Origin of the sequence: Nonomuraea sp. NPDC005730 (assembly GCF_040630865.1) — a bacterium.
Taxonomy (GTDB): Bacteria; Actinomycetota; Actinomycetes; order Streptosporangiales; family Streptosporangiaceae; genus Nonomuraea.
In genome coordinates, this window is sequence record NZ_JBEXYK010000010.1 from 21188 (window position 1) to 35811 (window position 14624).

The 14624-nt window shown below is 71.8% G+C and carries 11 protein-coding genes; 9 read left to right on the top strand and 2 right to left on the bottom strand.

Annotation, left to right across the window (positions count from 1 at the left end):
- The first annotated feature begins 145 nt into the window (after nucleotides 1-145).
- From ABZ444_RS15365 to ABZ444_RS15375, 3 genes are all read left to right on the top strand, one after another.
- Nucleotides 146-1711, top strand: a complete 1566-nt coding sequence (locus ABZ444_RS15365) for a sensor histidine kinase (protein ID WP_357996283.1) — start codon at nucleotides 146-148, stop codon at nucleotides 1709-1711.
- A complete protein-coding gene (locus ABZ444_RS15370) occupies nucleotides 1708-2370 on the top strand; it encodes a response regulator (RefSeq protein ID WP_357973252.1) in 663 nt (220 codons plus the stop codon). Before ABZ444_RS15365 ends, ABZ444_RS15370 begins: the two co-directional genes overlap by 4 nt.
- 200 nt (nucleotides 2371-2570) lie before the next feature.
- Nucleotides 2571-4454, top strand: coding sequence for a VanW family protein (locus tag ABZ444_RS15375; RefSeq protein WP_357996287.1), 1884 nt, complete (start codon nucleotides 2571-2573; stop codon nucleotides 4452-4454).
- Here ABZ444_RS15375 and ABZ444_RS15380 read toward each other — a convergent pair.
- On the bottom strand, nucleotides 4451-5563 hold the full coding sequence (locus ABZ444_RS15380) for a PQQ-dependent sugar dehydrogenase (RefSeq protein ID WP_357996290.1): 1113 nt from the start codon (nucleotides 5561-5563) through the stop codon (nucleotides 4451-4453). The two genes, ABZ444_RS15375 and ABZ444_RS15380, sit on opposite strands and share 4 nt — an antisense overlap.
- 116 nt (nucleotides 5564-5679) lie before the next feature.
- Here ABZ444_RS15380 and ABZ444_RS15385 point away from each other — a divergent pair, with 116 nt between their 5' ends.
- The 6 genes from ABZ444_RS15385 (at nucleotide 5680) to ABZ444_RS15410 (ending at nucleotide 13633) form a co-directional block, all read left to right on the top strand.
- Nucleotides 5680-6498, top strand: coding sequence for a 2-hydroxyacid dehydrogenase (locus ABZ444_RS15385; protein ID WP_357996293.1), 819 nt, complete (start codon nucleotides 5680-5682; stop codon nucleotides 6496-6498).
- A 235-nt stretch (nucleotides 6499-6733) separates the two neighbouring features.
- Complete coding sequence (locus ABZ444_RS15390; protein ID WP_357996296.1) at nucleotides 6734-9349, top strand: sensor domain-containing phosphodiesterase; 2616 nt, start codon at nucleotides 6734-6736, stop codon at nucleotides 9347-9349.
- 180 nt (nucleotides 9350-9529) lie between these two features.
- Complete coding sequence (locus tag ABZ444_RS15395) at nucleotides 9530-11296, top strand: acetolactate synthase large subunit (protein WP_357996299.1); 1767 nt, start codon at nucleotides 9530-9532, stop codon at nucleotides 11294-11296.
- A 78-nt stretch (nucleotides 11297-11374) separates the two neighbouring features.
- Nucleotides 11375-11899, top strand: coding sequence for an acetolactate synthase small subunit (ilvN, locus tag ABZ444_RS15400; RefSeq protein WP_352318972.1), 525 nt, complete (start codon nucleotides 11375-11377; stop codon nucleotides 11897-11899).
- 23 nt (nucleotides 11900-11922) lie between these two features.
- Entirely contained in the window at nucleotides 11923-12906 is a 984-nt protein-coding gene (gene ilvC, locus ABZ444_RS15405; RefSeq protein WP_357973514.1) for a ketol-acid reductoisomerase, read from the top strand.
- A 103-nt stretch (nucleotides 12907-13009) separates the two neighbouring features.
- Nucleotides 13010-13633 (top strand): class I SAM-dependent methyltransferase, encoded by a 624-nt coding sequence (locus ABZ444_RS15410; protein WP_357996302.1) that lies wholly within the window; start codon nucleotides 13010-13012, stop codon nucleotides 13631-13633.
- A gap of 93 nt (nucleotides 13634-13726) precedes the next feature.
- Here ABZ444_RS15410 and ABZ444_RS15415 read toward each other — a convergent pair whose 3' ends face one another.
- Nucleotides 13727-14542, bottom strand: coding sequence for a YoaK family protein (locus tag ABZ444_RS15415; RefSeq protein WP_357996305.1), 816 nt, complete (start codon nucleotides 14540-14542; stop codon nucleotides 13727-13729).
- Nucleotides 14543-14624: the final 82 nt, after the last annotated feature.

A 14624-nucleotide genomic window follows, 5' to 3' on the forward strand; every position in this document is an offset into this window, starting at 1 on the left:
GATCACTCCAAGGGGGGATTCGCACAGTCGTAGGGCTGCGATGGTGATGCCCGTTCCCTGCCCGGTCGAGGCTTTGGGCGGTTGCCGTCATAGTGGTCGTATTGGTCGCGACCTGGCCGTGACCTGGCTTTGTTTCCATGTGGGCGTGCGCAGGGTTACCGACGCCCCCCTCGGCACCCAGTTGTTCGTGCTCCAGATGGTGATCGTGCTGCTCGCCGTCGGCGGCACGGCAGGCGTGTGGGCGGGGCACACAAGGGAGCAGCTCGACGCGCTGCACCAGCAGCGCGCCCTGGCCATCGCCCAGTCGGTGGCCGCCCTTCCACAGGTGCGCGACGCCTTCAGGCTGGAGAACCCGGAGTCGGTGCTGCAGCCGCTGGCGCTCAGCGTCCAGCACGAGACCGGAGCCGACTACGTGGCCATCGCCAACGCCGAGCAGAAGCGCTACGCCCATCCCAACGCCGCCCTGATCGGCAAGCGGCTGTCCACCGACGGCACCGCGGTCCTGCGGACGGGCCGGAGCTGGGTCGGCACCGAGACGGGCACGATCGGCACCACGGTCAGGGGCAAGACCCCCATCCGCGACGAATACGGCAACGTCATCGGCCTGGTGTCGGTGGGCGTGCTCCAGACCACGGTCACCGGCCAGCTCGGCGGCGCGCTGCCGCCGCTGATCTGGACCGCGCTCGCCGTGCTGCTGGCCGGCCTGGCGCTGGCCGCGCTGATCACCGCCCGGGTGCGCAGGCAGACGTTCGGGCTGGAGCCGCGCGAGATCGCCGCGCTGCTGGAGCAGCGCGAGGGCGTGCTGCACGGCGTGAAGGAGGGCGTGCTCGCCCTCGACCTGGCCGGCCGGGTCACGCTGGTCAACGACGCGGCCCGCGACCTGCTCGGCGACCTCGGGACCGACGTGACGAGCATGCCGGTCTCCGAGCGCATGCGCGACGTGCTGACCGGCGCCGACCCGGGCGAGGACCGCGTGGTGCTGCACGGCGAGCGGGTGCTGGTGCTCAACAGGACCCCGGTCGCGGTACGCGGCCGGCACCGCGGCTGGGTCGTCACCCTGCGCGACCGCACCGAGCTGGTCCGCCTGGCCCGCGAGCTGGACGACACCAGCAGCGCGACCGAGGCCCTGCGCGCCCAGGCCCACGAGTTCGCCAACCGCATGCACACCGTCGTCGGCCTGCTGGAGCTCGGCGAGCACGAGGCCGCGATCGGCTTCATCACCCGCACCACGGCCGGCGCGTACGCCACCGGCCTGCGCGAACGCGTCCAGGACCCCACGCTGGCCGCGCTGCTGCTGGCCAAGTCGGCCGAGGCGGCCGAGCGCGGGGCGCGGCTGGTGCTGGCCGAGGACTCCGCCGTGCCGGAGGGCGCGCTCGGCGATCCGCAGGACGCCGTCCTGGTGGTCGGGAACCTGGTCGCCAACGCGATCGACGCGCTCGACGGCGCGGGCGGCACGATCGAGGTCTCGGTCGTGGCCGACGCCGAGGGCCTGCACGTCCGCGTCGGCGACTCAGGGCCCGGCATCACCCCCGAGCTGGTGGAGGAGGTCTTCAGGGAGGGGTTCACGACGAAGGCCGCCCTGTCGGGGCCGCGCGGACTGGGCCTGGCCCTGACCCGGCAGGCGTGCCTGCGCAGGGGCGGCTGGGTCCGGGTGCGCAACGCCGGCGGCGCCGTCTTCACCGCCCTGCTGCCCACCGAGGCCCGCGCGTGAACGACGTACGGGTCCTGGTGGTGGACGACGACTTCATGGTCGCCCGCATCCACGGCGGGTACGTCGCGCGCGTGCCCGGCTTCGAGGTCGTCGCCGTGGCGCACACCGGGGCCGACGCGCTCGCCGCCGTGGCCGAGCTCCGGCCCGACCTGGTCCTGCTCGACATCTATCTGCCCGACATGTCCGGCCTGGAGGTGCTCAAGGCCATCGACGACGTGGACGTCCTCATGATCAGCGCGGCCCGCGACGTCGCCACGGTCAGGGAGGCCATGCGTGGCGGCGCGGTCAACTACCTGATCAAGCCGTTCACCGCCGCCGCGCTCACCGAACGCCTCCGCCAGTACGCCGACACCCGCAGGCGGCTCACCGCCATCGGCCCCCAGGCCCGCCAGGACGACGTGGACCGGCTGTTCGGCGCGCCCAAGCAGCCCGTCCCGGTGCCCAAGGGCCTGTCGCCGGCCACCTGCGCGCTGGTGGCGCAGGCGCTGCGCGAGGCCGGGCGCGACCTGTCGGCGGCCGAGACGGCCGAGCTCACGGGCCTGTCGAGGGTGAGCGCGCGGCGGTATCTGGAGCACCTGTGCGCGTCGGGCCGGGCCGAGCTCCACCCCAGGTACGGCACCGCGGGACGGCCGGAACATCGCTACCGGTGGCTAGGTTGACACACTTCCGTATTCGTTTCTGGTGACATAGTCGGACACTCGTGCCTTACTGTTGCCTGAGACTTGGCTGCGGACCGGGAGGAGATTGAGGCGTGCGAAACGCCGGACCGATCGAATCACCGACCGACCCGTTCGCCTCGGTGCCGATGCCCACGTCGGGTGTCTCCAAGAAGCCGCGGATCGAAGGATTACCTCCGGGTGTGTCCCGTGACATCTTCGGCCCGCAGGACCAGCAGGAGCCCCGGCCGGCCCCAGGACCGAGCGCGCCCGGCGGTCAGACCGGGGGCGCGCTGCCACCGAAGGCGCCGCCCGCGCAGCCGTGGCCGATGAAGGACAAGGACCCCGCCGCGCCCGCCCCCGTGTTCGGGGGCGGCGGCGCCCGGCCGCCCGCCTTCGAGCCGGAGCCCGTCCGCCGGCGCCGCCTGCTGCCCGGGGTGCTGGTGCTGGTGCTCGTCCTGGCCACGCTGGCGTACGTGGTGCCGGCCGTGATGATGTCGGGGGCCGTGCTGCGCGGCACCCGGGTGGGCGGCGTGGAGATCGGCGGCCTGACCGTCACCCAGGCCGCCGACAAGCTGCGCACCGAGCTGGGCCCCAGGCTCAGCCGGCCGGTCACGGTGAACATCAACGGCAAGAAGGACACCGTTCAGCCCGACGAGGCCGGACTCGAACTCGACGTGGTCGGCACCATCGGGCAGGCCCCCAGCGGCTTCCCCGGCCCCGTCGAGGTCTGGCGCGGCCTGACCGGCACGACCGACGTCCCGCCCAAGATCACCATCGACTCCTCCCAGCTCACCAGGACCGTCGAGGGCCTGGCCGAAGGCGTGGACAAGCAGGCCCGCGAGGGCCGGGTGACCTTCTCGGGGCTGGAGCCCAAGGCCCGCATGCCCGAGGACGGCGTGCTCCTCGACCGGGACGACGCCGTGCGCCGGATCGGCGAGGCGTTCCTGCGCGGCGGCGGCGCGGTGGTGTTGTCCATGCGCCCGGCCAAGCCCGCCACCTCGACCGAGAATGTCGAGTCGGCCCTGGCCGCGGCCAGGAAGGCCGTCTCCGCGCCCGTCACGCTGACCCTCGCCGGCAAGCAGGCCCAGCTCACCCCGGCCATGATCGCCGCCCACCTGACCTACGTGCCGGGCGGTGACGGCGCGCTCGTCCCCGAGTTCGACGCGGAGGCCGCGCTCGCGCCGGTGGAGAACAGCCTCGTGGACGCCACCCAGCAGCCGCGCGACGCGACGTACCAGATCGTCGGCGACAAGCCGGTGCTGGTGCCCGCGCGCAAGGGCAGGGGCGTGAACGCCAAGCTGCTGGCCCGCGACGTGGAGAAGCTGCTCGCCGCCGCGGGCCCGCGGACCGTGGAGGTCAAGCTGGGCGTGGTCACCCCGGAGGTCACCACGAGCCAGATCCGCGGCCTCGGCATCAAGGAGAACGTCGGCACGTTCAGCACGACCTTCGACTGCTGCCCGCCGCGCGTCACCAACATCCGGCGTATGGCCCAGGAGCTCGACGGCAGGCTGGTCAAACCGGGCGAGACGCTCTCGCTCAACGAGGTGACCGGCGAGCGCACGGTCGAGGACGGCTACGTCCGGGCCGGCCAGATCGTCGGCGGCCGGATGGTCGACATCGTCGGCGGCGGCGTCTCCCAGTTCGCCACCACGCTGTACAACGCGGCCTTCCTCGGCGGCTTCGACCTGGTCGAGCACGAGCCCATGGACTACTACGCGCCCTCCTACCCGGCCGGGCGCGACGTGGCGCTGCTCTACCCCGACCGCGACCTCAAGTGGCGCAACGACTCCGAGTACGGCGTGCTGATCAAGGCCACCACCACCGCCACGACGGTCAGCGTCACCCTGTGGAGCACCAAGCGGTACGACAAGGTCGAGGCGGTCGAGTCCGAGCGGCGCGACTTCAAGCCGTTCGGCCGGGCGACCAGCGACGAGCCGGGCTGCGTGCCCGCCACCGGCCAGCAGGGCTTCACGATCGACGTCACCCGCGTGTTCCACAAGGATGGCGAGATCGTGAAGAAGGACAAGAAGCTGGTCACCAAGTACCGGCCGCAGACCGCGCTCACCTGCGGCGCGGCCGGCTAGGACGTGGCGACCGACAGGATCCGGTCGTCACCAGGACGCGGTGAGCCGCGGCCGTCCTTGTTGCTGGTGCTCACCCACAGGCCGCCGCCGGGCGCCGCGGTGACCGCGCGCAGCCTGCCGTAGCGGCCGGTGAAACGGGCCACGGGCGTGCCCGGCGAGCCGTCCCGGGCCAGCGGCACCTGCCACAGCCGCTGGCCGCGCAGCGTGCCCACCCACAGCGCGCCGTCCGCGTACGCCATGCCGGACGGCGACGCCTCGCCGGTGGACCAGGTGAGGATGGGGTTGACGAACCGGGCGTCCTTGCCCTTGCCCTCGACCTCCGGCCAGCCGTAGTTGGCGCCCGGCCGGACCAGGTTGATCTCGTCGTAGGTGTCGGCGCCGAACTCGGAGGCGTACAGGCGGCCCGCGGCGTCCCAGGCCAGGCCCTGGACGTTGCGGTGGCCGTAGCTGTAGACGAGCGTGCCGAACGGGTTGCCGGGGGCGGGGGCGCCGTCCACGGTCATGCGCAGGATCTTGCCGCCGAGCGAGTCGCGCCGCTGGGCCAGGCCGCGGTCGCCGGTCTCGCCGGTGGTGGCGTACAGGTGGCCGTCGGGGCCGAAGGCGAGCCGGCCGCCGTTGTGGATGCCGCCCTTGGGGATGCCCTGCACGAGGAGCCGCTCGTCGCCGAGGCCGTCGTCGCCGAGCCGGTAGCGGACGATCCGGTTGTCCTGCTCGGCGGTGTAGTACAGGAAGACCTGCCGGTCCTTGACCGCCACGCCCAGCAGGCCGCCCTCGCCGCCGGGCCGCGCGGCGCCGATCCGGGCGACCTCGGTGACCCCGCCCGCGGGGGTGACGCGCAGCAGCCTGGCCGTGTCCCGCTCGGTGACCAGGGCGTCCCCGCCGGGCAGGAACGCGATCGCCCACGGCACCGCCAGGCCGGTCGCCACGTCCTTGGGGGCGCGGGGCGCCCTGGCCGCCGGGACCGAGGCCGTCGGGGCCGCGGCTGCCGGGTCCGGGGCCGTCGGGGCGGAGGCCGCCGGGTCCGCGGCCGTCGGCGCCTCGCCGCCGGCCGAGCAGGCGGCGAGCGCGGCCAGGAGCACGATCGTCCAGAGCTTCCTCATGTGTTCCATACTTCCCCGCGGGTCGTAAGGTTCTCGGCATGAAGATCTGGGTTCCGTCCGAAGCGGCGGCGGATGTCCTGTCTGACATGCCAGGCGTCGAATGCACTGTTTACGATGGTTCGGCCATGCCGGACGGCATCGAGGACGTCGAAGTCTGGATCCCGCCGCTGGTCGTGGTGCCCGACGTGCCGGGGACGCTGGCGCGGATGCGCTCGTTGCGGCTGGTGCAGACCGTCACCGCGGGGGTGGAGCCGTACCGGCCGCACCTGCCCGAGGGGGCGGTGCTGTGCAACGCCCGCGGCGTGCACGACGCCGGCACCGCCGAGTGGGCGGTCGGCGCGATGATCGCGGTGCTCAGGGAGTTCCCCGGATTCACCGACGCCCAGCGCCGCGGCGAGTGGACCTACCACCACACCGGCGTGCTGGCCGACTCCACCGTGCTCATCGTCGGCCACGGGTCCATCGGCGCGGCGGTCGAGCGGCGGCTGGGCGGCTTCGAGGTCGAGGTCGTCCGGGTGGCCAGGAGCGCGCGTGAGGGCGTGCACGCCATGGAGGAGCTGCCCGCGCTGCTGCCGTCGGCCGACGTCGTGGTCCTGCTCGTGCCCGCCACGCCCGACACCGCGGGCATGGTCGACGCCGCCTTCCTGGCCCGCATGAAGGACGGCGCCGTCCTGGTCAACGCGGCCAGGGGCGGCGTGGTCGACACCGAAGCCCTGATCGCCGAGCTCAAAACCGGTAGGCTACGCGCCGCGCTCGACGTCACCGCGCCCGAGCCGCTGCCGGAGGGCCACCCCCTTTGGAGCGCTCCGGGCGTGCTGATCACGCCGCACATCGCGGGCAGCACCCCCGCCTCCGTACGGCGCACGCTCCGGCTGATCCGCGAGCAGCTCGGGCGCTACCTCGCAGGTGAAGAGTTGATCAACGTCATTACCGACTCGTATTGAGAGGATCCCGGAACGTGGCTGGTCCGTGACCTTTCGTGCGTACGGTGGCGTCTGCAGGGAGTTCCTGACTCGCTGTCAAGGAACTCTTGGCGGAAATTGGTCTGTGTGGTTATCAGATCGGTGACGACATCGGCGTTGTCACCACCCGCGCATCCGCGACCGCACACACTGGCGATGTGAACGCCGGGCTTCGGCGGTCACTGGTGCAGGGTTCAAGACAGGATGGGCAACGACTGTGATCCGCTGGCGTGATCCACGGGCGCCGCTGGCCGCCGCAGGGGCGGCCGGAGTGGTGGCGTTCACCGCCGCGCTCCTCGCGGGCGGGCCGGCCGTGCTGACCGGTGCCGTGGCGGGCGGCGTGGCGGCCCTGGTCGCCGCCGCCTCGCTGCTGGTGGCCTCGGTCAGGTCGGCCGAGCACCGCTCGATGGCGATGGCCGCGCGCTGGATGGGCGGCGGCGCCGTCGTGTGGCTCGCCGGCGTGGCGCTGCGCTCGGTGGCCACCAGCTTCGTCGTCAGCTTCGCCGACCTGTTCGTCCTGCTCGGCACCGTGATCATCGCGGGCGGCGCGCTGATCGCCGCCGACCGCAGGTTCCCGGCCAAGGTCGTGTTACGGCATCTCACGGACGCGTACCTGTGCGCGGCCTCGCTCTTCCTCGTCGGCTGGGTGGTGGCGCTGCGCCACTACTACGAGGACGCGGGCGACGCGCCCACGTTCACGTTCGCCATGGTGCCGCCGATGATCGCGCTGCTCGTCACCTGCGGGGTGATCCCCTCGGTGCTCACCAGCCGGGCGGGCTCCTGGCTGCTCGGCCTGGCCGGGGTGGGCGTGCTGGCCACCATGACCGTCGGCGGCCTGTCGGCCGCCATGGCCCGCCTGGCCGGCGACCCGCCGCCCATGTGGACCGTCATGCTCGTCCCCGTCGCGCTGCTGCTGCTGGCCGCGGTGCCCTGGGGGCCGCGGGCGCGGCCGGTCGCCGGTCCCGTCGTGCGCAACGTGGTCGCGATGATGCCGCTCGCGCTCGTCGCCGTGGCCGCCTGCACGCTGCTCGCCCACCTGGCCGGATCCCGGGCCGCGCAGCCGGTCACCGGCGTGGTGGTGGTCGCGGTCTCCGTGGTGCTGCTCCTGCTCGTCCGCCTGTTCGTGCTCTCGGCGGCGTCCATCCGGCTGCGCGGCCTGGTCTCGCTGGGCGAGCGGCAGCTCAGGGAGCTGGCCGAGAGCACCGGCGACGTGGTGCTGCTGTGCGACTACGAGGGCGTCGTCCACGAGATCGGCGCCGGCGTCGAGGTCACGTACGGCTACCCGCCCGAGGAGCTGGTCGGCGGCTCGATCTTCGACTACATCCACCCCGAGGACGTCCCGGGCATCCAGGCCGCGATGCGCGCCATGACCACCGACGAGGAGGGCGCCGCGCCGGGCGCCTGCATGATCGCCTGCCGGGTGCGCGCCGCCGACGGCACCTGGCGGCCCACCGAGTCCGTCGCCACCCGCCACATCGGCGGCGACGACCTCATGCTCGTCACCACCCGCGACGTCAGCGACGAGGAGGCCCTGCGCAACCAGGTCGCCCACCTGACCTTCCACGACGGCGTCACCGGGCTGCCCAACCGCGCCTACTTCGAGGAGCGCACCCGCGAGGTGCTGTCCGGCCGCACGTCCGGCAACGTCGCGGTGATCTTCCTCGACCTCGACGGGTTCACCTCCGTCAACGATTCGGTGGGGCACGCCAGCGGCGACTACCTGCTCGGCCAGGCCGCCCGCCGGCTGCGCGGGGCCGTACGCGCCGACGACACGCTGGCCCGGTGGGGCGGCGACGAGTTCGCCGTGCTCGTGGAGACCGGCGGCGACGCGCAGATGGCCGTGGACATGGCCGAGCGCCTGGTACGCGCGGTCTCCCAGGAGCCGTTCCGGGTGGCCGACCGCGACGTGGCGCTGACCGCGAGCGTGGGCGTGGCCTTCACCGAGGACGGCCTGCCCGCCGGCGACCTCATGCGCAACGCCGATGTGGCGATGGCGCGTTCCAAGGAGCTGGGCGGGCGGCGGGTCGAGGTGTTCGCCGCGCAGATGCACGCCGACGTGGTGCGCCGCCTGGAGCTGGCCGCCGATTTGCAGCGGGCGCTCATCGAGCAGCAGTTCGCCATCGAGTACCAGCCCGTGGTCGACCTGGCCACGTCCCGGGTGACCGCGGTCGAGGCGCTGGTGCGGTGGTGGCGCGGCTCGGTGTTCGTGCCGCCCGAGCAGTTCCTCGGCCCGGCCGAGGACACCGGGCTGATCGTGCCGCTGAGCGAGTGGATCCTGCGCGAGGCGTGCCGCGAGGTGGCGTCCTGGCGGGCCTCGTCCTGGGACATCGGCCTGTCGCTCAACCTGTCGGCCCGGCAGATCACCGCTCCCCGCTTCGTCGAGACCGTCGAGCAGGCGCTGGCCGAGAGCGGCCTGCCCGCCTCCGCGCTCACCCTGGAGGTGATCGAGGAGATGCTCGTCGAGGACGCCGAGGAGACCATCAGGCGGCTGTCGGAGCTGCGCGCGCTGGGCGTGCGGCTGGCGATCGACGACTTCGGCACCGGCTACGCCTCGCTGGCCTTCCTCAGGCAGCTCCCGGTCGACATGATCAAGATCGACCCGTCGTTCGTGTCCGGCCTGGGCAGGGACGACACGCTGACCCTGCTCACCCGTACGATCGTGCGGCTCGGCCACGACCTCGGCCTCACCGTGGTGGCCGAGGGCATCGAACGGCCCGAGCAGCTGGAACTGCTGCGCGAGATGGGCTGCACCAGGGGGCAGGGTTTCCTGGTGGCGCGTCCCATGGCGGCCCGCGGCGTGGACAGTCTCATGCGTACGAGTCTCACGGTTTGAGACTCGCGTCCCGCCAAGTTGACATCGGGGCGTTCTGAGCGGCTATGGTGTAAGCCATGCTTCGCAGTGAGATTCTCGTAGTACTTCGCCGGCGCGCAGGCCGATAGCGAAGCACTCCGACCTGCGCGCCGCCCCAGTCCCACCCCCGTCGGTGGGAAGGGGCATTTTTTATGTCCTTAAGTGAGTAGCCACGCAAGGAACGAGCCGATGACCGAACGGATGACAGGTGCACAGGCCCTGGTGAGGGCGCTGGAGCACGTGGGAGTCGACACCGTGTTCGGGATCCCGGGCGGCGCGATTCTGCCCGCCTACGATCCCCTCTACGACTCGACCAAGGTCCGGCACGTGCTTGTACGGCACGAGCAGGGCGCCGGCCACGCGGCCGAGGGTTACGCGCAGGCCACCGGCAAGGTGGGCGTGTGCATGGCGACCAGCGGCCCCGGGGCCACCAACCTGGTGACGCCGATCGCCGACGCCTTCATGGACTCGGTGCCGATCGTGGCGATCACCGGCCAGGTCGCCGCGCCGATGATCGGCACGGACGCGTTCCAGGAAGCCGACATCTCCGGCATCACCATGCCGATCACGAAGCACAACTTCCTGATCACCGATCCCGCGGACATCCCGCGCACGATCATGGAGGCCTTCCACATCGCCTCGACCGGCCGTCCGGGGCCGGTGCTGGTGGACATCTCCAAGGACGCGTTGCAGGCCCAGACCACCTTCAGCTGGCCGCCGGTCATGCAGCTGCCGGGCTACCGCCCGGTCACCAGGCCGCACTCCAAGCAGATCCGCGAGGCCGCCAAGCTGATCGCCGAGTCCCGGCGGCCGGTCCTGTACGTCGGCGGCGGCGTGCACAAGGCCGGCGCGTCGGCCGAGCTGCTGCAGCTAGCCGAGCTGACCGGCATCCCGGTCGTCACCACCCTGATGGCCCGTGGCACGTTCCCGGACAGCCACCCCCAGCACATGGGCATGCCGGGCATGCACGGTAGCGTCTCGGCCGTGGGCGCGCTGCAGAGATCCGATCTGATCATCGGGCTGGGCGTGCGCTTCGACGACCGGGTGACCGGCAACCTGGCCTCGTTCGCGCCGCAGGCCAAGATCGTGCACGCCGACATCGACCCTGCCGAGATCTCCAAGAACCGGCACGCCGACGTGCCCATCGTGGGTGACTGCAAGGAGGTCATCAGCGACCTCGTCGGCGCGATCCAGGCCTCCGGCCAGAAGGGCGACTACACCGACTGGTGGACCGTCCTGAACGGCTACAAGGAGACCTACCCGCTGGGCTACGAGACCTTCGAGGACGGCACGCTGGCCCCCCAGTACGTGATGGAGCGGCTGAGCGCCATCGCCGGGCCGGACGCCTACTACGTGTCCGGGGTCGGCCAGCACCAGATGTGGGCCGCGCAGTTCATCGACTACGAGAACCCCGGGACGTTCATCAACTCCGGCGGTCTCGGCACGATGGGCTTCGCCGTCCCGGCCGCCATGGGCGCGAAGATGGGCCGGCCGGAGGCCACGGTGTGGGCCATCGACGGCGACGGCTGCTTCCAGATGACCAACCAGGAGCTGGCCACCTGCGCCCTGGAGGGCGTGCCGGTCAAGATCGCCGTCATCAACAACGGCAACCTCGGCATGGTCCGCCAGTGGCAGACGCTCTTCTACGAGGAGCGGTACTCCAACACCAACCTGCAGACCGCGCGTCGCATCCCCGACTTCGTCAAGCTGGCGGAGGCCTATGGTTGTGTGGGCCTGAGGTGCGAGCGCGCCGAGGACGTCGACGCGACCATCAGGAAGGCCATGGAGATCAACGACGTGCCGGTCGTGATCGACTTCGTCGTCCACCAGGACGCCATGGTCTGGCCCATGGTCGCGGCCGGCACCAGCAACGACGACATCAAGATCGCCCGTGACATGGCGCCGAAGTGGGAGAACGAGGATGAGTAGGAGCGAACCCGACGCACTGAGTGCAGCGGTCGCGACGAAGGAGCGCCCGCGGAGCGAAGGAGGAGCGGTGAGCGACCAATGAGCAGGCACACGCTGTCCGTGCTTGTCGAGAACAAGCCGGGTGTTCTCGCTCGGGTCTCCGCGCTGTTCAGCAGGCGGGGGTTCAACATCGACTCGCTCGCCGTCGGGCCCACCGAGCACGACGACATCTCGCGCATCACGATCGTGGTGAGCGTGGAGGAGCTGCCCCTTGAACAGGTCACCAAGCAGCTCAACAAGCTGGTCAACGTCCTGAAGATCGTCGAACTGGACCCGTCACAGTCGGTCCAGCGCGAACTCATGCTGATCAAGGTCAAGGCGGACGCCGAGAACCGGTCGCACGTCCTCGAACTCGTCAACCTCTTCCGTGCCCGCTGCGTGGACGTCGCGGCCGACGCGGTGACCATCGAGGTCACCGGCACTCCCGACAAGCTTGAGGCGTTCGTCAAGGTCCTTGAGCCGTTCGGGATCAAAGAACTCGTCCAGTCGGGCATGGTGGCCATCGGCCGCGGCGCCCGTTCCATCACAGACCGGTCCCTCAGGGCACTGGACCGTACCGCCTGAAAGGTTTTATTCAAGTGACCGAGATCTACTACGACGACCAGGCCGACCTGTCGATCATCCAGGGGCGTCACGTGGCCGTGCTGGGGTACGGCAGCCAGGGCCACGCCCACGCGCTCTCCCTGCGTGACTCCGGCGTCGACGTGCGCGTCGGCCTCCCCGAGGGCTCCAAGAGCCGCGAGAAGGCGGAGAACGACGGGCTGCGGGTCGTCACCCCGGCCGAGGCGGTGGAGGAGGCCAACCTCACCATGATCCTCGCGCCGGACCACATCCAGCGCCACCTGTACGCCGAGCACGTCGCCCCCAACCTCGTCGAGGGCGACGCGCTCTTCTTCGGCCACGGCCTCAACATCCGCTACGGCCTCATCGAGGCACCCGAGGGCGTCGACGTCTGCATGGTCGCCCCGAAGGGTCCGGGCCACCTGGTCCGCCGCCAGTTCGAGGCGGGCCGCGGTGTCCCGTGTCTCGTCGCCGTCGAGAAGGACGCCTCCGGCAAGGCCCTCGACCTGGCGCTGTCGTACGCCAAGGGCATCGGCGGCACCCGCGCCGGCGCGCTGCGCACCACCTTCACCGAGGAGACCGAGACCGACCTGTTCGGCGAGCAGGCCGTGCTGTGCGGCGGCGTCTCCGAGCTGATCAAGGCGGGCTTCGAGACCCTCATCGAGGCCGGCTACCAGCCCGAGGTCGCCTACTTCGAGTGCCTCCACGAGATGAAGCTCATCGTCGACCTCATGTACGAGGGCGGCATCTCCAAGATGTACTGGTCGGTCTCCGACACCGCCGAGTACGGCGGCTACACCCGCGGCCCGCGCGTCATCACCGACGAGACCCGTCAGGAGATGCGCCGCATCCTCGGCGAGATCCAGGACGGCACCTTCGCCCGGCAGCTCGTCGAGGAGTTCGACGGCGGCCAGAAGGAGTTCACGCGCCACCGCGAGGAGCTGGCCGAGAACCCGATCGAGAAGACGGGCGCGAAGCTGCGTCCGATGATGAGCTGGCTGAAGGCCTGACCCTTCCGCCGTACGTCGCCCGCCTGCTGCACGGTCAGCGGGCGGGCGATGCTTTTCGCCCGCTTTCGGGGGTTCGCCGGCGAGGCGATGGCATGATGCCGGGATGCCTTTCGATCACAACGATCACTACCACCCGGCGATGGCGCGGCTCGTGCCCAGAGGAGCCAGGACGGCGCTCGACGTGGGTTGTGGCACCGGGCGGTTCGCGCGGCGGCTGGCGGGCCTCGGGATCGAGGTCGACGCGGTCGACCCGGCGCCCGAGGTGATCGAGGCCGCCTCGTCGTCGCCGGTGAGCGGGGTCCGGTTCCTGTGCGCCGACGTCACGCGCATGGAGCTGCCCGCGGGGCGCTACGACTACATCTCCTGCCTGGCCAGCCTGCACCACATGCCGTTCGGGACCGTGGCCGCCTTCCGGGACGCGCTGGCGCCCGGCGGGGTGCTGGCCGTCCTCGGGTGCTACGCGGAGCGGACGGCCGCCGACTTCGTGTGGAGCCTGGCCGCCGTACCGGTGAACGCGGCGGCACGGGTGGCGGTGGCGGCGGGGGAACGGGCGGGCGGAGCGCGTGCCGGGACCGTGCCCGCGCCGGTACGGCCGGCGGACATGTCTCTGGCGGAGGTACGGCGGGAAGCGGCGTCCCTGCTGCCCGGCTTCTCCCTGCGCAGGCTGCTCTTCTGGCGCTACCTGCTGACCTACCGCAAACCTGCCACCTCGGTGCTTCCGGGCTGACTCGGCGCAAGGTGTGCCGCGTCGGGGCGTCCAGGCTGACCTGTCACGGAGTGTGCCGCCGCCGGGGTGCAGCGCCGGCCCCCTGCCTTCCCGCTACAGGGCCGAGCGGTCGTGTGGGCGCGGCTTTGCGCGGTGGGGCGTGGTGAGGACCCAGGCGGCGGTGGCCGCCGCGACCGTGGCCGGGGCGATGAACGGGGTGACGGCGGCGTGCACGCGCAGCGCCGAGGCCGCGACGACGGCGCCCGCGGCCACGCAGAGCACCACGCCCAGCGGGCGCAGCATCCCCGAGCGCGGGCCGACCGCCTGGCCCGCCAGGCTGGTCAGCGTGCCCGTGACGTAGGTCGTGGACAGGCCGGGGCCGCCCGCCCAGCGCGTGACCGCGCTCTGCAGGCCCATCGCCGTTCCCGAGGCGGCGATCAGCGCCGGATGCGGCAGCGCGCGCGCCGCCCATCCGGCCGCCACCACCACCAGCAGCACCAGCTCCGCGAGCAGCACCACCAGCGGACGCACGGGCACCCCCACCGGCGTCCCGACCGGCACCTCCGTAGGCTCCCGGGCCCGCACTTTCGCGGGCTCCCGATCCGGCCCCTCCGGCGGTTCCCCGCCCGGCGCCTCCGTCGGCGCGCGGGCGGGTGGTGTGGCGGCCCGCGGGGGCGGGGGAGCGCGTCCGGCGGGGGCGGTGCGGCCCAGCAGGGTGAAGCCGATGGCCAGGCCCAGGCAGAACGTGGCCAGGGCGATCCCCGAGCGGATGACGTGCGAGGTGTCGCCGGTGCCGAGCGCCAGGCCGAGGAGGACGACGTTGCCGGTCATGTTCGCGGTGAACACCTGTCCGAGCGCGAGAAAGCTCAGCGCGTCGACGGCCCCTGCCGCGAGCGCCAGAGCGAGCATGGAGAACCGTCCGAAACGCATACTCTGAGCACTATAACGATTACTCTGGGTGATTGGTCAAGCGGGTGGCGGGAGCGCTGCAAGCTCTCGGGAAGCGTGATAA

Excerpts from the sequence above, each read along its gene's own strand:
- ABZ444_RS15380 (WP_357996290.1), bottom strand. The coding sequence starts at position 5,563 with ATGGAACACATGAGGAAGCTCTGGACGATCGTGCTCCTGGCCGCGCTC.
- ABZ444_RS15385 (WP_357996293.1), top strand. The coding sequence starts at position 5,680 with ATGCCGGACGGCATCGAGGACGTCGAAGTCTGGATCCCGCCGCTGGTC.
- ilvN (WP_352318972.1), top strand. The coding sequence starts at position 11,375 with ATGAGCAGGCACACGCTGTCCGTGCTTGTCGAGAACAAGCCGGGTGTT.
- ABZ444_RS15410 (WP_357996302.1), top strand. The coding sequence starts at position 13,010 with ATGCCTTTCGATCACAACGATCACTACCACCCGGCGATGGCGCGGCTC.
- ABZ444_RS15415 (WP_357996305.1), bottom strand. The coding sequence starts at position 14,542 with ATGCGTTTCGGACGGTTCTCCATGCTCGCTCTGGCGCTCGCGGCAGGG.